15 protein-coding genes and 1 pseudogene are annotated in these 19849 nt (G+C 35.3%); 3 read left to right on the plus strand and 13 right to left on the minus strand.

The annotated features are described in order from the left end of the window. Nucleotides 1-128: 128 nt before the first annotated feature. Complete coding sequence (locus tag BLR36_RS15370; RefSeq protein ID WP_093062626.1) at nucleotides 129-1370, minus strand: sugar ABC transporter substrate-binding protein; 1242 nt, start codon at nucleotides 1368-1370, stop codon at nucleotides 129-131. Nucleotides 1371-1867: 497 nt separating this feature from the next. On the opposite strand from BLR36_RS15370, the gene BLR36_RS15375 reads away from it, so the two are divergent. After that, nucleotides 1868-2506 (plus strand): 2OG-Fe(II) oxygenase, encoded by a 639-nt coding sequence (locus BLR36_RS15375; RefSeq protein ID WP_254771426.1) that lies wholly within the window; start codon nucleotides 1868-1870, stop codon nucleotides 2504-2506. Between the two features lie 233 nt (nucleotides 2507-2739). Here BLR36_RS15375 and BLR36_RS15380 read toward each other — a convergent pair whose 3' ends face one another. Further along, complete coding sequence (locus tag BLR36_RS15380; RefSeq protein WP_175454097.1) at nucleotides 2740-3369, minus strand: hypothetical protein; 630 nt, start codon at nucleotides 3367-3369, stop codon at nucleotides 2740-2742. Between the two features lie 261 nt (nucleotides 3370-3630). Continuing rightward, the gene (locus BLR36_RS15385) at nucleotides 3631-5727 is read right to left on the minus strand and encodes a HelD family protein (RefSeq protein WP_093062628.1); all 2097 of its coding nucleotides are present in this window, start codon (nucleotides 5725-5727) and stop codon (nucleotides 3631-3633) included. A 158-nt stretch (nucleotides 5728-5885) separates the two neighbouring features. On the opposite strand from BLR36_RS15385, the pseudogene BLR36_RS19075 reads away from it, so the two are divergent. After that, nucleotides 5886-6134, plus strand: a pseudogene (locus BLR36_RS19075) (2OG-Fe(II) oxygenase); the annotation flags it as partial. Nucleotides 6135-6614: 480 nt separating this feature from the next. Here the strand turns inward: BLR36_RS19075 and rpoN are convergent. The 9 genes from rpoN to BLR36_RS15435 all read right to left on the minus strand — a co-directional run bounded on the left by rpoN (nucleotide 6615) and on the right by BLR36_RS15435 (nucleotide 17163). After that, the gene (gene rpoN / locus BLR36_RS15395; RefSeq protein ID WP_093062704.1) at nucleotides 6615-7919 is read right to left on the minus strand and encodes an RNA polymerase factor sigma-54; all 1305 of its coding nucleotides are present in this window, start codon (nucleotides 7917-7919) and stop codon (nucleotides 6615-6617) included. A 403-nt stretch (nucleotides 7920-8322) separates the two neighbouring features. Further along, nucleotides 8323-9975, minus strand: coding sequence for a M20/M25/M40 family metallo-hydrolase (locus BLR36_RS15400; RefSeq protein ID WP_093062630.1), 1653 nt, complete (start codon nucleotides 9973-9975; stop codon nucleotides 8323-8325). A 47-nt stretch (nucleotides 9976-10022) separates the two neighbouring features. Beyond that, on the minus strand, nucleotides 10023-10721 hold the full coding sequence (locus BLR36_RS15405; protein ID WP_093062631.1) for an amino acid ABC transporter permease: 699 nt from the start codon (nucleotides 10719-10721) through the stop codon (nucleotides 10023-10025). Nucleotides 10722-10764: 43 nt separating this feature from the next. Then, nucleotides 10765-11580: a transporter substrate-binding domain-containing protein gene (locus BLR36_RS15410; RefSeq protein ID WP_093062632.1), complete on the minus strand. Its 816-nt coding sequence runs from the start codon at nucleotides 11578-11580 to the stop codon at nucleotides 10765-10767. A gap of 48 nt (nucleotides 11581-11628) precedes the next feature. Further along, a complete protein-coding gene (locus BLR36_RS15415) occupies nucleotides 11629-12351 on the minus strand; it encodes an amino acid ABC transporter ATP-binding protein (protein ID WP_093062633.1) in 723 nt (240 codons plus the stop codon). A 75-nt stretch (nucleotides 12352-12426) separates the two neighbouring features. After that, nucleotides 12427-14004, minus strand: a complete 1578-nt coding sequence (gcvPB, locus tag BLR36_RS15420) for an aminomethyl-transferring glycine dehydrogenase subunit GcvPB (protein ID WP_093062634.1) — start codon at nucleotides 14002-14004, stop codon at nucleotides 12427-12429. A 25-nt stretch (nucleotides 14005-14029) separates the two neighbouring features. Continuing rightward, entirely contained in the window at nucleotides 14030-15430 is a 1401-nt protein-coding gene (gene gcvPA, locus BLR36_RS15425; protein WP_093062635.1) for an aminomethyl-transferring glycine dehydrogenase subunit GcvPA, read from the minus strand. Nucleotides 15431-15450: 20 nt separating this feature from the next. Further along, nucleotides 15451-16236: an SDR family NAD(P)-dependent oxidoreductase gene (locus BLR36_RS15430; protein ID WP_093062636.1), complete on the minus strand. Its 786-nt coding sequence runs from the start codon at nucleotides 16234-16236 to the stop codon at nucleotides 15451-15453. A gap of 180 nt (nucleotides 16237-16416) precedes the next feature. Next, nucleotides 16417-17163 carry an SDR family NAD(P)-dependent oxidoreductase gene (locus tag BLR36_RS15435; protein WP_093062637.1) on the minus strand — a complete coding sequence of 249 codons (747 nt, stop codon included), beginning with the start codon at nucleotides 17161-17163 and terminating at the stop codon, nucleotides 16417-16419. Between the two features lie 357 nt (nucleotides 17164-17520). Between BLR36_RS15435 and BLR36_RS15440 the strand changes: the two genes are divergently transcribed. Beyond that, the gene (locus tag BLR36_RS15440) at nucleotides 17521-18915 is read left to right on the plus strand and encodes a sigma-54 interaction domain-containing protein (RefSeq protein ID WP_093062638.1); all 1395 of its coding nucleotides are present in this window, start codon (nucleotides 17521-17523) and stop codon (nucleotides 18913-18915) included. Nucleotides 18916-19184: 269 nt separating this feature from the next. Here BLR36_RS15440 and BLR36_RS15445 read toward each other — a convergent pair whose 3' ends face one another. Next, on the minus strand, nucleotides 19185-19793 hold the full coding sequence (locus tag BLR36_RS15445; RefSeq protein WP_093062639.1) for a TIR domain-containing protein: 609 nt from the start codon (nucleotides 19791-19793) through the stop codon (nucleotides 19185-19187). Nucleotides 19794-19849: the final 56 nt, after the last annotated feature.

Raw genomic sequence — 19849 nt, forward strand, 5'->3', positions numbered from 1 at the left:
ACATTCATCAACCTTCAAACAACTAAATATAATCGCTCTATCACTTAAATTATTTTCCAAACTTTACTTTTCTACTTATAAAAGAGAGAGCTTAATCTATTAAGATCAAGCTCTCTTCCCTATTAGTATTATTTAAGTTTTCCTTTGATAGACTCCGCTGCTGCATCAGCAGCCTCTTTTGGAGTTTTTTTACCTTCTAGCATAGTTTGAAGTTCTGCTTGTATTAAAGGCATAATGTTTCGTCCTTCCGGATGTATTACTCCAGATTGTGTAAACTCCGTGTACGATGCTAGTTGGGCTAAATATTTTTGATCATCATAGATGTCTTTTGCAGATTCTCTCGTAGGGATAAACTGTGTTTCTCTATTAAATATTCTCTGATTTTCAGCACTAGTAATAACTTTAATGAATTCAGCGGCTGCATCTTGGTTATCCGAATTAATTGGGACTACAAACATTCCAGTAGTTCCATAGGTAGCTTGTTTTTTATTTTTTAAAGGGGGAGCAATAACAAACTCGAATGTATCTTTTCCTAACATTCTACTCACTGATAGACCTGCTCCTTGTATAGATAGTAATTTACCACTATCCCATAAAGTATCATGTTCTAGAGCAGTAATAGAATCCTTTGGAATCCATCCGTTTTTATACATTTTGTTGATAAATTCAAATGCCTCAACTCCGGCTTCATTATTAATCATTACCTCATTGTCTTCCGTAAGAATTTCTCCACCTGCTTGCCATAGGTAAGGATATAGGGTCCCGTTCATAGATCCCCCTCCTAGGAAACTTGAGGCATAGTAACCTTTTTCTTTGGCTTTTGCAGCCCACTCTTCAAATTCTTCCCATGTAGTAGGAAGTTTTGTTGGATCTTCTCCTATTGCTTTAATGACATCCACATTATATATAAAAGTTTCAACCGATTGTAGGATTGGTACTCCATACATTTTATCCTTCCATTTAGTCGGTACCAACGAGCTATCCACAAAATCATCCATATCATTATCTTCCATATATGGGCTGAGATCTAATAGCATTCCTGCTTCTGCATATTGCGGCATTTGATCTGGAATTGCATAAAACACATCTGGTCCATTATTGGCTGCTAAGGCAGTAAGGATTTTTTGGTCACGGTTTGCCCAAGGTATTTGTTGAAAGTTAACTTTTACACCTGTAGCTTCCTCATAGGAACCAATTAATTCCTTCCACATTTCTCCTTCTTTTTCTTGGTTATCTGTATAAGGGTGAGCCCATACCGTAATTTCTCCTTTGTCTTCAGATTTAGCGTTAGAAGTCCCAGCTTCTTCACTACAACCTACAAGTAATACAGCGCTTATTAACAAGAATAGAAAAATTTTTAGTTTTTTCATTTAATTGACCCCTTCTCATTTTCAGTAATTGTATCTATCCCATTTACCTACACATACTATTCCAAACCTTCCTCCTTCAAATCATATGGATACTTGAGGCTCCCACACATAGATAGCGGTCTACTACAAGAGTTGAAACCCTTTCATTTAAAATAATACTTTTATTAATTGACAGAATAATAAATTAATTTATTATTCAATCGTATATGATTGAAGAGAAAGAGACAATGACTTTAAACAGTCTTAAAATTCAATTGTATTATCGAATAAGTCATTACTATTTTGGTCATTTTTGAGAAAACATCTTGTGTAATATTTCACAATCTTGCGATACATAAAAATAGTATGATAAAATAAATAAAAAAATAATTCCAAAAAGTGGATAAAAATTTCATTTAATTCAAGTATTTGAATTAAAAGAAAGACTTTTAAACACATATAATGTTATGCATAAATGTACTGTTTTTAAAATTTAATAGATGAAGAGGTGTTTTAGGTTGATAACTGAAAATAAAGAGCAAACTATATTTGATCACGTTGGAAACAAAATAATAACAGATCGAGAGATTGACATAGTCGCTAGATTAGAGGAACCACTTATCGTGATATTAGGAAATGTTTTAAGCAACGAAGAGTGCGATGAACTAATCAGATTGTCAAAGGACAAAATGAAACGTTCAAAAATTGGAACGACACGTGAGGTAAATGAACAAAGAACTAGTAGCAGTACGTTTTTGGAAGAAAGTGAAATCGACATTGTTACGAGAGTAGAAAAAAGAGTCTCAACTATTATGAACATACCAATTGAACACGGAGAAGGCCTTCAAATCCTACAGTATACTCCTGGTCAGGAGTATAGAGCTCATAATGACTTTTTTTCATCAACTAGCAGAGCAGCAAATAATAATAGAATTAGTACTCTCGTAATGTACTTAAATGATGTAGAACAAGGCGGAGAAACGTATTTCCCAAAACTGAATTTTTCTGTATCCCCCAAAAAAGGAATGGCCGTTTATTTCGAGTACTTCTATAACGATCAAAACTTAAATGATTTAACTTTACATGGTGGAGCGCCAGTTATAAAAGGTGAAAAGTGGGTGGCAACGCAGTGGATGAGAAAGCAGAAAGTAAGATGACATGCTGGGCTGGCAAATCCGCCAAATTAATAGATTAATTGCATGAAAAAACCTTCTAATTCATTATTTGAATTAGAAGGTTTTTAATATTTCGCTTGAAAACATAAAATTTATTACATTTATGTTTATATTAACGTGAATGTTCTAACACAGGGACATGATCTTTTGCTGGAAAGGGATTGCATTATAGCTTCGACCAGTGCTCTCGAAAGATTTTGTACAAAGATGCACTCCTAGGATTCACTTTGTACGGTTGATAGGGAAATCAAAACAGGTCCTGCGAAATCGGATGCCTCTTCTCCTTTTGGATTATGGAGGCGGAACAAGAAAGCATCGCCCGCTTCGGATTTCCACACAATATAATCGCTAATGCCTTCTTCTCCTGAAACTTGAAGGTAGAGGTCAGCGAAAACAAGAGGGTGTTCAACCAACTCACCACTGTAATTTTGCATTACACCAAATTGACTCAACTCTTCCTCACCAATGATTTCAAGTTGTTCCAAATCATAGTCGGAAGGCAGTACTTCAATATCAACGTAATACCCCAGGTTGTTGCTCATTGATAGGCGACCCTTAGCTGCATCAAATGTAAAATTTTCAAAGACATACAACGAGTATCCTTTCCCATGTTGTAGAGCAGCCTCTAGAGAATGATTCCCCTCAGATGTAAGCAGCTCGAAATTTTCGACAGCCGGTCGAGTTTCTATAGCGTCCGCAACTGTTGAGTCAGGCGAAGTCGCTTCAGCTTCTAAGGCCTCCTCTTTCGTATGATCGTCAGATTTTGTTACTCCTGTACAAGCAGTTAGCATTAAAACCATCATTAGCACCGGGATCCTTTTCCAGAACAAATATCCACTTTTCAAGTTATACGCTCCTTCCAACCGATATCCTCTTTATTCCCATGTAATTCCTTCTGATATATTAGACGGAAAAGATTTACATAAGTTACATGTTGTTCTTGAACTTTAGACAAGTGGTTTTATCGTCAAACCCAAGTTGACCAAATAAAAAAAGAAGAGCAGTATAGGCTACCCTTCTCATTTACGCACACTCTATCGGACTGATATTATTCAGATCGCCATACCAACCGCACAATCTACTGAGTAATCCTCTTCAAACATCTATTATTTATTTTCATAAAATTCTTCTGGAATTCCTTGAACTAATGGTGAGGCTTCACCAGAATAGAAAAGACGTAAATCGTGGAGAGACCTTGTGCAGCCTACATATAATAATTTGGCATCATTCTTTGAATCTTTATAGTGACTTGCGTCCACATCGATCAGTAACACTGCATCAAATTCCAACCCTTTAGCTAAATACACTGGTACGACTGATATACCCCCTGCATATTTACTTTGATTTGCTTCAATGACGTTCGCATTAATCCCTGCAATTAGTAACTTTTCATGTATCGAACGGCATTCAGCGTCTGTTCTACCTATAATCGCAATCGTTTTGTGATTTGCTTCTCGTAAATCTTGTAAAACCTTTACGATTTCGGTAATTTGATCATCCGTAGCAATCACTTTCACTTTTTCACCACTACGAAAAACTGGTGTTGCAAGACCTACAGGAACTTCAGCATGCTTAATGACCTCATTTGCAAATTCGATAATTTCTTTTGTAGAACGATAGCTTCTCGTCAGTTCATAATAACCCGTTTCTTGAAACAATTCTTTAAAGTCATTCCAGTCCTCAATCCCCTGATAATTATAAATTGCCTGAGATAAATCGCCCAAAATGGTAAAAGAATTTCCCAGTGTAATTTCTTTTAAAAGATAAATTTGAAATGGTGAAAAGTCTTGCGCTTCATCGATGACAACATGGTGAAATTTTTGTTTACCTTCTATTCCTGTTAATTGATGATGAATATATAGGAGTGGCGCTAAATCTTCTATATTTACTTCTTTCTTTTGACAATTCTTTTCTGTCTCTCGTACAAGCGCTTCTGGCAAAAGTTCTACTATTTCTTGACGTTTCATCATGGATGTATAAAATGATAAAGCGGTTATTTTCGGCCAAAACTTCATATATGCATTTAATCTTATATTAGCCTCTTTTTTCAATAGCTTTTTCTCATTGGTGCCTTCGAACTTTTTAAGTTCTATCTCTATCCAACGCTTGATTCGTGCAACTAGTCGTTCTCTGCGCTTTGTTAATGGATAATGCTTATATTCAACCAATAACCACTTCTTAATTTCATCTACTGTTATCACAGCTTCATCCCATAGTTCTAAATCAGTGGTTGGTACTAGATTTTCTTCAAATTGAATAAGACTTCTTTCAATAATTGACTTAAACTTGATGGATCCCTTCAATTTACCCTGCATCACTTTATTATTGTCACGATTAATGGAAAAAGCTTCCTTCAACTTTTCTTCTGGTTGTTTTAATTTTACCGCATTATCTAAGAGACGTAACGCCCACTCTGGGAAAGTCGTTTGTTTAATATTACCTACTCCCAGCTCAGGAAGTACACCAGAAATATAATCTAAAAACAAACTGTTTGGTGCGAAAATGATCATTCTATCTGCTTGTAGCGTTTCACGGTATTCATATATTAAAAAGGCAAGGCGATGTAAAGCGACAGTTGTTTTCCCACTCCCTGCAACCCCTTGGATCAATAATGGCATATTTTTCACGGCTCGGATAATTTCATTTTGCTCCGATTGTATCGTTGAAACTATATCTTTTAATTTATTATCTTTATTTTCACCTAGTCGGTATAAGAGAAAATCGTCTGTCAGTGATACATCTTCACTACCTTTTACATACGTATCCACAACACGCTCCAGCTCTCTTTTACGAATGGCTATGTTTCTTTTTAAATAGACTTCTCCCTCTATCAATCCATCGGGTGATTGATAAAATGCCAGTTCTTCTCCACCATTAAAGGAATAAAACATACTCGCAACTGGTGCACGCCAATCAATAACTATCGGTTTCCCCGCTCCCTCGTCAGAAACACCGACTTTCCCAATATATAATGGATTTGGCTCTAGTTGACCATCTTCCTTAAAATCTAACCGACCAAAGTATGGCTCTTGTACACCAATTCGTAAGTTTTGCCGATTTAACTCCCTCATACTTTCAAGAATTTGCTCACTATAGTTATCTCCATGATAAACCGGAATACTCTCCAGCTCGTGTATCCGCTCATCCAGTGTAGATAAAACTTCTTGCAATCTCTTTAACTCCGCTTCATAAATAGTGCTCATTATGATACTACCCCCTAACCTTTCTAAAATTTCAGTCGAGTTACAATTGTATAAAAAATGTATATAAAAAGTCAATTGTTTCCTTGTTAGAAACAAACGTGGAAATCATAATATTCACGAGGGTTTGAATTAATATGAATGTTTCTGAGACAGGGTAGGTGTTTCAAAATATTACTGATAGAGAAATTGGCATACTCACTAGATTAGAGGAGCCACTGATAGTGGTTTTAGGAAATGTTTTAAGAAACGAAGAGTGTGATGAGCTAATCAGATTGTCTAAGGACAAGATAAAACGTTCAAAAATTGGAACGACACGCGAAGTAAATGAACTGAGAAGAAGTAGTAGTATGTTTTGGGAAGAAAGTGAAAACGAAGTAGCTGTTATAGTCGAAAAAAGAGTTAAGCAACGTTTCAAGTGGAAGTGCTTTTCTATTCAACTACACTTGAAAAACGAGGTGCATCAATTGGCCAATATAATAGTAGCTTCACACAAGTGGAATGACTATTGAGGCGTTAGTAACGCATATGAGCTGTCAACGCATAGATGGGTTATTTTTTATGGTTAAATGAAAGAATTGATACAATTAATGCTGCGAAAGTCACTGCAAACATCAATGCTTCAAATACTGTCACCGGTACCACCCATTTTCATAAGGGAGTGAGCCATCCACCCTTGAGCTACCTGTCTATCATTTTTAAGTTATATTGAACCTTTGTTCTTTCAAAATAATATTTACGAGGCTACAACAATTCAAGTCGAAGTAAATAGCAACGATCTTGGAAAAGAGATAAGATTCACATCTAAGACTCAATTTAGCTTTACGGTACATCACCTAAACTAGGGCTCACCAAAAAAGGCATCTAAAATAGGATCTTTAGATGCCCTTTTATTTACTAACGGAAATTTCCTTTCTTTGGCTAGAAGAAGGTATGTTCATCTCTTCCCTATATTTGTTGATCGTTCTTCTAGAAATTGAAATTCCTTTTTCAACATTAAAATATTCAGCAATCTTTTGATCAGAATATGGCTTTAGTTTATTCTCACTAGCAATTAATTTTTGCAATAACGCCTTTACTTTCGTTTGTGAAATACTCTCACCATCTGCAGTTTCAAGTTTTGATGCAAACAATGTTCTAATATCAAAAGTGCCAAAAGTAGTTTGTATTATTTTATTGGTTGTTGCTCGGCTAACGGTAGATTCGTGCATTTCAATAGCATCTGCTACCTCTTTTAATGTTAACGGTTCCAAGTATAAAAAACCTTTTTTGAAAAACTCCTCTTGTCTTTTAGTCAGTATGTTCATTATTTTAATAATGGTGTGGCGACGCTGTTCAAGGCTATTTATTAACCATTGAAAATGTTGATAATGTGGTTGTATATATTTTGCTGTTTCGCATTTATTCTTATGAAAAGTCGCATAGTAGTCATTCATGCTTATAGTAGGCAAAAAGCGATCGTTCAAGTGATAGACAATATGTTTGTCTTTTTGTTCTACAATAATATCAGGAATTACATACTCTGTTACCTGTGTGTTAAATGCAGCACAAGGTTTAGGATTTAAAAGTTTAATAAAATCGTTTAATTCTTTTACTTTAGTCAATGAAATATTCATGTTGGCAGCTATGTCATTCCATTTATGCTTTGCGAGAAGATGTAAATGATCAGCTACTAAGATTTTAGCCAACGTCTCTCCGGGATACCGATATGTAATTTGTAGATGGAGACACTCTTTTAAATTTCGAGCACCTATGCCAGCGGGACCAATTTGTTGTAATAAATGGACACCATTTTCTATTTCCTGCTCATTTAAAGAGAAACAACTCTTTTCAGTCGATGTTTCAACTTGTAAATAACCGCTATCATCCAGATTAAAAATAATCGTTTTTAATAATCTTTGCGTTGGGATATCTGAAAATGTAAACTTTACTTGTTCAAACAATTCATAGCGAAAGTCAACAGGCCGGTTTTGTACATAATCGTTTTGTTTACTCACTGTAGAATAATGAGTTTTTTCTGCAAAATAATGCTCTTCCTCTTTATATTCTAACTCAATAAGTGGATTTTCTAATTCTTGCTGATGCAAAAATTGTTCCAGTTCTATCGTGGAGTATTGCAGTAGTTCAATAGACTGTCTAAGCTGAACGGTCATTAGCATTTTCATTTCTTGCCGTTGCTGAATAAAAAGATCCATAAAAATCATCCTTTTTAATAATTTTATGTAAGCGCTTTCCATCATAGCTACCACTTTAATTAGTTAGATAATTTTTTATAGTTATATAAAATACTACTTAAGTTTAGCATAGTATTGAAAAGAGAAAAACATAAAAAAATAGAATTTTCCAATTATTTATTAATGAATGTTTTTGAACTTTTTTAAATAGAGAAAAAGTCACACAACTTCTGATTTCACAGAATGTTGAGCGACTTTTTTTATATGGAGACAGTTGAATTTGACTCTCTATCTGCTAAGTACTTTTTCCTTTTATCAAAACTAAACTAAGGTTTCGACTACATTTTAGAAAGATGTAGTACTGGAGCAAGATATATTTTTCTAACATAGGTATCTTGGGTATCTGTTTTCATTTGAAGAGAAGTTAACCAATAAGAGATTTAATAATTTCCTTCGTTATTGCTGGAATGACCTCGGTAGAATATTCAATTTCCATACGCTCAAAGCGTTTATGAGCATCGTATCCATAAGGGCCAATATTAATGGCAGGGACATTAATTTCTCTTATATCTTCATAATTCACATAATGCTTTGTTCCCCAAGCAGGGTTATTATTAATCACTGATTGGATAGATTTTTCATCATCTTTTATAGCAACACAACTCATATCACAAATATATGGGAAGTAGTTTTTTGAAACGATTGGGTATTTGTATTGAGGTTGAACTGTTTCTATAGCTTTATCTAATGCCGAAATCAGCTTTTCCTCTTGTTCATTTCTCCCAGTAAGGTCTAAGCAAGGTGAATATAGGGATGAATATAGTAAAATAATTGCTGGGCTTTGATCCTTCATCCATTTCCATTCCTCTTCTACAACTCTAGCTGCAAACATTCTCGTATCTAAGGTTTCGTCTAATAGGAGGTTTGCTTTAAAATTGTTCATATGCTCTACAAAAAGGGACCCATGTTCTTCTTTTAATATTTTATTCATGTCTTCATACAAGATTACCCGTGATTTCCATGGTAATTGCTTGAAAGGTTGCTCACTTAGTTTACAAAAACTTTCATATCGTTCGTTTAATGTTTTGAGGGCGTTATCAAAAGCCGTATTAGCCTGTTCTACGAGCTTAGTTAGAACCTCTTGTGGAGTCCATGAATGCACGAATAAATTAAAATACACATAAGCAGAGAGTGCAGTTTGCACCGTATAGTTAGGTTTTAAATCCATCTGTTTTAAGGAAATTGGTGGAGCAGGTGTTTCCCCTAAATGACGATCACATAATTCCGGATTATAGCTAATTTGTCTTGTCAATTCAGCTGCGATATAATTCGGATCTAGCCCTTCAAAAGCAGAACCAACATGGGTTTCTGCTCCAGTAATGAAAAAAGAAGGAAGTAATTTCCCAACAGTACCTTTATAAATATAACGATTCACATCGCCGTCATATAAAGGAGCTACGAAATCTGAATTTATTAATGCTACATAGTCAAAACCACGCTCTTCCTTCCATTTTTTTAAATCTTTTAAACCTGATAAAACACCTTTGGAACTTACTTCTTCATCACATTCTGAAAAGAAAACAAGATTTCCAGCTAGTTCTTCAGGATGTTCAGAGAAATACTTTAAAAGCGACATATGGCTAGCTACACCGCTTTTCATATCTAATACGCCTCTGCCAAAATACCATTCACCTGAGGTGAGCTGCTCTTTTACTAAATGAGGTAGTTGCTCATCCTGTAATTTCTTCATCAGTTCATCTGGATTACATGCAACATCTTTTAAATTTGTATAATCATCAATACCGACAGTATCCAGATGGCCCATTAAGATAATTGTTTTTTTGTTAGAATTCTCTTTTGTTCCTTCTATAAATGCCATTACATTATATCTTTCGAATTGGTCATCACTAGTTTTAGATAGAATTACTTGGTCAGGTTTTTGAATAAAGTAAGGCATCTTGGCAATCATTTCATATATTTTCTTAGCAGCATCGATTTCACCTGGTGTTTCTACTATGCTTTCAATACGAACAAGTTCTTCTGTCAATTTAAGTACTTCATTTTTTGTAGTAATCATATTTCATACTCCTTTTCTTGCCACACTACGTATTGGACTTTTATAATTTATGAAGAGATTGCAGTCTTTTTTAACTTCCTTCCAACTACATCAGTATCTAATCTTTTCTCAACATAATTGAGTAACAGAGTAAATATCAAGACTAACGCTAAGTAGTAGAATCCAACAACTAAATAAGTCTCAAATGGCATATAGTTTTCAGCTGAAGCGGTCAAGGCATGACTGAATAGCTCAGTAACAGCAATATAAGCAACAAGAGATGAATCTTTGAGACCAATTATAAACTGATTACCTAATGCAGGAATCGCTCGTTTAAAAGCTTGTGGCAAAATAATCGTACTCATCGTCAAAGTAGCAGTCATACCAAGCGATCGTGCAGCCTCGTTTTGTCCTCTATCAACAGATTGTATTGCACCTCGGAAAATTTCTGCTAAATATGCACCGGAATGAATACCTAGGGCAACCGCACCAGCTACAAAATCACTTAGGACAATAACACTGGAAATTCCATAATACAAAAACATAATTAAAACAATTAATGGAAGACCGCGAACTATAAAGATGTAGAGATCCGCAAGTTTTTCAAGTATCCAAATATTCGATACTTTAAAGAAGGCAAATACTAAACCTATAACAGTTGCAATTATTAAAGAGACGGCTGTTATAGATATGGTTATAGTAGTCGCTTCAAGAAAAGCAATTCCATGTTTTTGGATAATGGACGCAATACTTTCGATGAAACTCATTGTAAGTTATCTCCTTTACTAAGGGAACCTTATTGTTGCCAGTTTAGTCCTCCATAATATTTACGCCAAACCATTTCATACTTATTTTTTCATATGTGCCATCTTCTATGATTTCTGCAATGGCTTCATTAATCTTGTCTAGTAAAGCCTGATGATCTTTGTTAATTGCTACTGCAATTTCTTCTCTATTTAGAACTCCATCAACTGTTTTTATTTTCATTCCCTGTTCCTTAATTGCTGAGACCCCTACGATTTTATCAGTAATGACTGCATCGATCCGTCCTGGTATTAAGTCTTGCAAAGCAAATATTTCACTTGGATATCCTTTCACTTCGTTTGATAATGTCTCCGCTACTTCTTTATGAGTACTTGCTTGCATTACACCAATTGATTTTCCACCCAAATCATCCTTTGTTTTAACGGTATCGTTTGTTTCTGCAACGAAAATTTGTGCTCCAGAAATATAATATGGGTCTGAAAAGTCAACCTGTTTTGATCGTTCTTCTGTGGCAGTCATACTTCCTATGATTACATCGTATTTGTTCCCTTTTAAACCTTGAAGTATCGTTTCCCAAGGATTCGTCACTGGGTTTGGCTCTAGCCCGATACGTTTTGCAATTTCGGTACCAATCTCAACATCAAAACCAACAAGTTTGCCATTATCCTTATAGTTTAATGGTTTAAGTAACCCACTCATCGCAAAAGTTAGTTTTCCATCATGAACTAATTTCAAATCCGCTTCACTTTCTTGCTCGTTAGCACTTACATTCGTCGTATCTTCCTTGTTTCCGCATCCTACTAATATCAAAATAAGAGTTGTGCATAAAATTATTACAGATAATAAAGAATTCTTTTTCATAATTTCTTCCTCCATCTCTATTTTACAAACTATTTATTTTATTTTTTCTTATAAAATTTTCGATAGAAACGCTTTTGTACGCTCATGTTGAGGGTTACTAAATAATTGGGATGGGTGAGCTTCCTCGATGATATAGCCTTCATCCATAAAAATTACACGATCCCCTACTTCACGTGCAAACCCCATTTCATGCGTAACAATAACCATTGTCATTCCTTCCTTGGCAAGCTCTTTCATCACATTAAGAACTTCTCCAACCATTTCAGGATCTAGTGCAGAAGTCGGTTCATCAAAAAGCATTACTTTTGGTTCCATTGCAAGTGCTCTTGCTATTGCTATCCTTTGTTTTTGCCCCCCAGAAAGCGAGTCGGGATAGACCCCAGCTTTTTCAACTAAGCCTAGCTTTTCCAGTAGATTAAATGCTATTTTTTCTGCTTCTTTTCTACTTTTTTTTCGTATTCTCATAGGGGCGATAATAATATTCTCTAAAACGGTCTTGTGAGGAAAAAGGTTAAACTGCTGAAAAATCATTCCGATATCTTCTCGCACTTTATTGATATTAATTTTTTTATCTGTTAGGTCTATATTATTTAATAGAATGATTCCGGAAGTTGTCTCTTCTAACTTGTTTAAACAACGTAGGAATGTTGACTTTCCTGATCCCGACGGACCTATAACAACAACTACTTCTTGTTGGTTTATTTCAACATTGATATCTTTTAGAACTTCTAAATCCCCAAATGATTTTTTTAAATTCTCTACTTTTATCATGTAAGATACCACCTACTTTTAATATCAATACTCCCCATTAACAAGCTAATTGAATGCGTTAACGAGGAGAAAACCTTAAGATCTAATTTTTTCTATTTCCTTACACTTTTTTAAATATGATCTCCAAGTAACCGCCCATTTTTCAGGATTTTCAAAGAAGTCTTGCTCATCTACTCGGTGAATAGAGCTATTATAAGGTGCATTTTTTACTTTTTCAGGATTTTCATAAGCTTCGTTTGCAATATATGTCAAAGAAGCAATATATTCATCTAAATCTGATTTTGAAGTTGACTCTGTTGGCTCTAGCGTAAAAGGTTCAGGTACAACATATGGATGATGACTAGTCCAGTATTGATGTGCAAAGTCGGCCATTCTCCGTGAAATATCGTCGGTTGTAACTCCCGTTTCACGAGTTAACTGCTCCCAGCTGTAGCGCACTTGCTCCAAGCGCTGCCCTTTAATATATGGTGCACTTGCACCACGAATTTTTAAGATATGGTGATATAAGTAATTGTTATTTAATACAGCTATTTCAGCTACATCTTTTAACCCTTCTTCACCAAGTGCTCGTATCCAAGCATATGCCCTTATTATCATCTGGGGTACTCCTTGAAACGAACGAACCTTTCCAATGCTATGCTTCATATCACTTTTTAACATGTATTGATCACCTTGTTTTTCAACTATTGGACCAGGCAAAAACTCTTTAAGTTTCTCAGCTACTCCCAGTGCCCCAGTAGCCGGACCACCGCAAGCGTGTGGTGTAGAAAATGTTTTATGAAGATTGAAGAAACACATATCAAATCCTGCTTCTTTAGCTCTAGTAATTCCTAGTAAACCATTCGCATTTGCTTGATCGTAATAGCAAATCCCACCGGCTTCATGAACAACTTTTGTAAATTCTTTTATACGTGTATTGTAGATACCAGTGTCCTCTGGATTTGCTACTACAAATCCAGCTGTACGGTCAGATACTACCTCCTTTAACTTTTCAAGATCAGGAAACCCATCTTTATCAGGATACAGTGTTATAATTTTATATCCCTTAACAGCGGCAGTTGCTGCCTGAGATGGGTGTGAGAAAATAGTTGTAATAATTTCGTTTCGCTGCTCACCCTCCCCCTTGCTTTCATGATAAGCTCGAACGATAGAAGCCATTGTAAACAACGACTGTGTTCCACTGCCAGGTTGGAAAGAAAAGTAATCCATACCGGAAATTTCTCTCAAACAGAGATCTAACTTATGTGTTATTTCTAAAGTGCCTTGCACGGTACTTTCATCTTGTAGAGGATGAAGTTCCGTCATTTTAGGAGATGAGGCAATTTCTTCATTTACCTTAGGAGAATATTTAATCGTACAAGTCCCTTGACCTATTTCAACATTCAGAGCGCCCCCTAGCATTTCTTGCGAAAGTCTTAAATAATGCCGAAGAACTCTGTTTTGTGAAATTTCAGGTAATTTAGGAGCCGATTTTCTAATTAGAGAGGCTGGTAAAACGGATAGCCCGTCGCCTACACTATCCACAATTTCACTTTCCACTTTGGGTAGTGAAACACCTCTTTCACCACTATTATGAAGTTCAAAAATAATCGGCTCATCCCATTTTGCTTGATGATAATTTCGTACCTTATTTTCGCGGTTAATTTTTTTCATAGCCATTCATCCTTTTCGATTTATTTCATTTTTCGTTTATGCACTGCTTAATTACAGAAACGAGTTGGTCAATATCTTCTTTAGTATGAATTTCTGTAACACAGAATAAAGCACTTTGTTGTAATTCTGGAAAATCTTCTGAAAGGTCTTTACCACCAAAAATTTTATTGTCTAGAAGATACTTATTAATCTCTTTCACTGATTTCCCAGTATAGGAGAAGTCCACAACAAACTCTTTAAAACTGGTTGACTCAAATCGTGATGCTACTACATTTGGAATACTACCAATCTGTTGCATTGCATATTGTGATTTTTGCAAAATAGTTTTCCCAAGCTCATACATTCCTTCTGGCCCGAGAAGTGATAAATAAACTCCTGCAGTAATTCCCCATAACGCTGTCTGTGTACCTACCGATTCTTTTCCATTTTCTCTTTGTGCAAAGGAAGTTCGGTCATAATAAACATCACCAAACCCATATTCACCTTCTACAACTGTTGGTGCAATTCCAAATAATCTAGATGGGTATTCTTGCACAAATTTAATATCATCGTGGGTTGCAATAAACCCTGATTGACCACCACCGTAATTCATGTGCATGCCTAGTGGTTGAAGATCACCACAAACAATTTCTGCACCATAGTGACTAGGGGGCTCGAGAATTCCTAGAGAACTAGGATCGACTCCAACTATAGTAATTGCCCCATTTTTTTTTGCTAGTTTACTAATTTGTTCACCTTGTGTTTCCAAAAATCCTAAATAGGATGGATTTTCAAAATAGACAGCCGCTGTATTTGCCGATAGTTTACTTTCCAAATCATCCAAATCGATTTGTCCCGTATCTTCCTTATAATCAATCAAACTAACATTTATATACGGCGAGCAATAGTTTCTAATAACTTTCAGTCGATCAGGTGAGATTGTTTTAGGCAGTAAAACATCTGTACGGTTGGTGATTCTGGTTGCCATCCGAATAGATGTCGATGCTGCTTGTGCCCAATCAAATGTCGGCACGTTAACAACATCCATATCGACTAACTCTGCCATTAAACTTTGGTACTCAAAAAGAGCTTGGAAGCGGCCATGGTCTTCGTATGGATCGCCTGCATACCCCGTTACAAACTCTGCTCGAGAGTTGATCTCATCACAAACGGCTGGGATAAAATGATTCCAACAACCAGCTCCCAAAAAGTTCAGGTATTCTGTTGTACTCGTATTTTTAGATAGCAACCCATCCATATATCTGCGTAGCTCATATTCTGAAAGCGCTTTCGGAATATTCATTGTTCCACGATAACGAAGCTCTTCTGGAATTCCAGCGAATAACTCTTCAACCGTCTTTACACCAATCTCTTTTAACATTTGCTCTTTGATCTCCGGTACCGTATTTGGGATATAAGGATGTGCTATTTTTTTTGTTTCTTTCATGACAATTTCCTCCTCATTTGTTATGCTAGACCCCCGCCATCAACCGTAAGAACCGTTCCCGTGACCCAAGAAGCCATATCACTAGCCAAGAACAGTACACCCTTACCGATATCTAGAGGAGTTCCAATTCGATTTAGTGGTCTATCAACTGCCGAAGTTGCTAAAAAAGCATCTTCATCATGTTTTAATTGCTTTGCCTCATCTCTTAGAAGCGGTGTATCTGTATCTCCAGGGCAAATACAATTCACTCGAATGTTTTGTGGTCCATGATCAATGGCCATTGCTTTTGTTAAATTCACAACGCCGGCTTTCGCTGCGCAATAAGATGCGGCCAAATCTCCACCTTTCAATCCCCACCCAGATCCGGTATTAACAATACTTCCTCCACCGTTTTTATCCATGATAGGAATAATATACTTAGATAATAGAAATGCTCCTTTTAAAGAAACATTCAGTACTAAATCCCAATCTTCTTCCGTATGATCGACAACTGTTTTTCGCCGAATTACCCCTGCATTATTGAAAAGTACATCTATTTTACCGAAGTCATCTTCTATTTTCTTCGCAGTTGCTTCGCAATCTTCCGAAGATGTCACATTGCATTTGTAAAATTTTGCGTTTACGTCTTTGTCACTTAACTCCGCAGCAACCTTTTTTCCTTGTTCTTCATTAATATCTATTAATGCTACGGAGGCCCCAAGTTCTGCAAACAAATTTGCGGTAGCTAAACCTATTCCTGATGCAGCACCTGTAATAGCAACTACTTTACTTTTTACTCCTAATAATTCTTCGTAATTCAATTGCATCTCTCCCTTTCTACTAAATTAATAATGCAATTTGCATGCCAACTTTTTTAAAATTAAGAAATATATTAAAACAAAGGAAAATTGCTAATGTGTAGAAAATAATTCTATAGATAACTTGTGTCATAGATGACAAAGTTTGTCTGTTTTGTCATTTACGTTATCTCTATAAGACTAGTGAGGTTATGCTAGTTCTCCACCATCAATTGGAATATGTTGTCCCGTAATATACTTCGATTCTGAAGATGCCAAGAACGCAAATAATGCAGCAACTTCTTCTGGTTGGGCATGCCGTTTTAATGGAATTTTCTCATTTACTTGCTCTAACGCTTCTGGGGTATATTCTGCTATTTGCATTGGAGTAAGTACATATCCCGGACAAACTGTATTTACACGAATTGAAGGTGCTAATTCCAATGCCATCGTTCTTGCTAGAAGATTGACACCAGCTTTTGAGGCATTGTAATCCGCATAATTTGGATGTCCTACTAAACCGTTAGTAGAAGCTGTCATTAAAATTACGCCATTTTCCTGTTTAATCATTCTCTTCGCCGCTTCTTGTGCTGCATAGAAAATACCATTTAGATTAACGCCGATTACTTTATTCCATTGTTCTGGCGTTATATCTAGAAAACTAGACCTTACGCTTATGCCAGCATTTGCAACAAGGATATCAATACCACCTGCTAAGTCATCTATCTTTATAAACGCATCTTGTACACTCTCGAAATTGCTTACATCCGCAACGATACCGTGTGTAATATTCGGATATTCGCTCAATATTCTCTCTAACGATTCTTTATTGTTATCAATAATAGTGACAATAGCTTTTTCATCTGCAAACCGAAGAGCCGTTGCCAGCCCAATGCCACTAGCCCCTCCAGTTATCACAACACGTTTTCCACCTAGACTATCTTGATATTTACTCATGTTTGAATTCATTCCTCCATACTCAATTATTATTTGTTTAAAAGGTTCGTTTGTTTAACTTTTATACATATCTATCCTCCCTATAATTCAAGAAGCAAATTGTCAACATCCTTGAATTTTCCTTACTCTACTTATACAGATTAATATTGCAATTTTCGTGCCAACTATTTTAAATGGTCTGCAAGTAGGATTAAAGACTAGGAAAATGAGGAACATTGAAAAAAGAAATTAATTGCATATGACACTTTTGACAAATGACATATCATTTTTGTCAAAAAAACATTTTCAGATTGACTATTCAGAATCTTATAAATATAATTTGATTGATGATGAATAAGTTAAATGAGAGGTGATTGAATGATCTTATTAAGTTCCATTTCGAAAGTAATTCAAGCTTTTTCAGGACTTTTACAAGTCGATATTGCCTGTTTTGATAAAAGTGGACGTATAATAGCCGCAACCGAGGATTATATAGCTCTTAAGGGTATGAAGGTCCATGCACCTTTTTTTGATAAAATATATGGAAATCACATTACTCTACTTCACCAGCCTGGAGATATGAACATGTGTGAGGGATGTCATTTTTTTCATAAATGTCCATCAAAAGCGGAACTCATTCAAGATATGATGTTTAATGGGGAAAAGTTTGGATATCTTTCTTTTGTTAGTCTATCGAGTGAAAATAAAAGTGTCTTAATTGATCAAAAGGATTTTTACACAGAGTGGTTAACTCGTTTAAAAGATATTATCATTTCAATTTTAAGGGATTCAAATGAATTTAAAAGTAATCTTTCCCCTGTTTATTCTTCTGGAAATTATATTTTCGGAGAGAGTAATGCGTTTAAATATATTACTAAATTGGTAAAGAAAATGCGTAATAGTACATCTACAGTTCTTATTACCGGAGAAACAGGGACTGGCAAAAGTATGCTAGCAAAATACATTCATGAAAATAGCACAGTGAGTGAAGGTCCGCTAGTAGAAATTAACTGCGCAAGTATTCCTGAGAGTTTATTTGAAAGTGAATTATTTGGATATGAAAGTGGTGCGTTTACTAATGCTAGGAAAGGTGGAAAAAAAGGTTATTTTGAATCGGCGGATAACGGCACATTATTCTTAGATGAAATTGCGGAGATTCCAATTCACTTGCAGTCGAAGCTATTAAAGGTTTTACAAGATGGGATAATTCAACGGGTTGGTGGAACAAGTGTAAAAAAGGTAAATGCTAGAATAATAGCAGCTACAAATCAACCACTGGAAAAATCTATACAAGAAAAGAAGTTCCGGTCAGACCTATTTTATCGTTTAAATGTAATCCCGATTAATATCCCTCCTTTAAGAGAAAGGCTACTTGATTTACCTGTACTTGTAGAAGAAATGATGGAAAACTTGAAACACCGATCTGGTAAGTATTTCAACTCTTATACAAGTGGCTTTATGGAAGCCCTCACTGCTTATCACTGGTCAGGTAATTTGCGAGAGCTTGAAAACGTTATTGAATATAGTATGAATTTTGAAAATGACAGTACTTTAACTGAAGCCTCTCTTCCACCATACTTATTAGACAATTACAATTTAAATCTGAATTCAGGAAAGAGCATAGAATTAGTAGGTATGGAAAGAGAAATGATCATGCAAAAACTAAATCTCTACGGGAATAGTTACAATGGCAAACAAATGGTAGCCAAAGAATTAGGAATTAGTGTTAGAACGCTTTATCGAAAGTTGGATAAGCTACAAATAGAATCATGAATCAACCACTCTTTCGGGTGAAAATTAAATCATATTGATTTTAGGATTATTCTAAGAACTAAAGTACATTATTAAGAGCTTTGAATTTCCAAATTTTTAATAATCGTATCTTCAACTAATCTACTTTTTTACAAAAAAATCGCTCAACCTCTGATATTACAGAGAATTGAACGATTTTTTATATATGGAGACGGCGAGATTTGACTCAATCATTCCAAGAAGGCTATAATACCAGTGTTTGTAAGGTAAGTGCCTTAAAAATCACCTTTTTATTTATTTTTGGTTAGACTGTAGTTGCTTGTATTTTTGCTTTTATCATATGCATTATTAATATATTTATTGGGATCGTTAAGGAAATCTTCTTCATTAATCAAAGAAATATATGAACCTGTTAAAACATCTATGTTTTTACAAACATCACAATTGTATTCAGGAGGTTCCTGGTTGAATCTATTCTTGTGTATTATATCATAAAGATATTCATTATTTGTTTGTATAGCGGTATGTCCATCAGAATTTATGACTGAAGATCTTAACCAAGAATAGCCACCATTGTATTTCATGACAACTCCTAGAACACCATTGGTTCCAGATGTGCGATCATTTCGTTTTATTTGCTTAAGTGCATATTCGATTTCCCAATCAATCCAATTACTTAATATTAAATTTGGAGAGATTACAACGATAGTTACAGAAGTAGAATAAATCATATCCTTTAATTTATCTTTGATATAATCAGTTGTTTTATCTGACATATCAGGGGATTCACTTGTTTCCCCTTGATAATATTTAGCATCTTCACCTAGTGCTCCTACTATTCTATCTCTTAAATCCTTAGCTTCGGAATATTTATATGATATAAAAGTTTTATAAGCCAATCCATTTCCCCTCACTTATCTCTTTTGGATTTCCTTAAAAGTTATATCCAGCTTAT

This window comes from Psychrobacillus sp. OK028 (assembly GCF_900103605.1).
Taxonomy (GTDB): domain Bacteria; phylum Bacillota; class Bacilli; order Bacillales_A; family Planococcaceae; genus Psychrobacillus.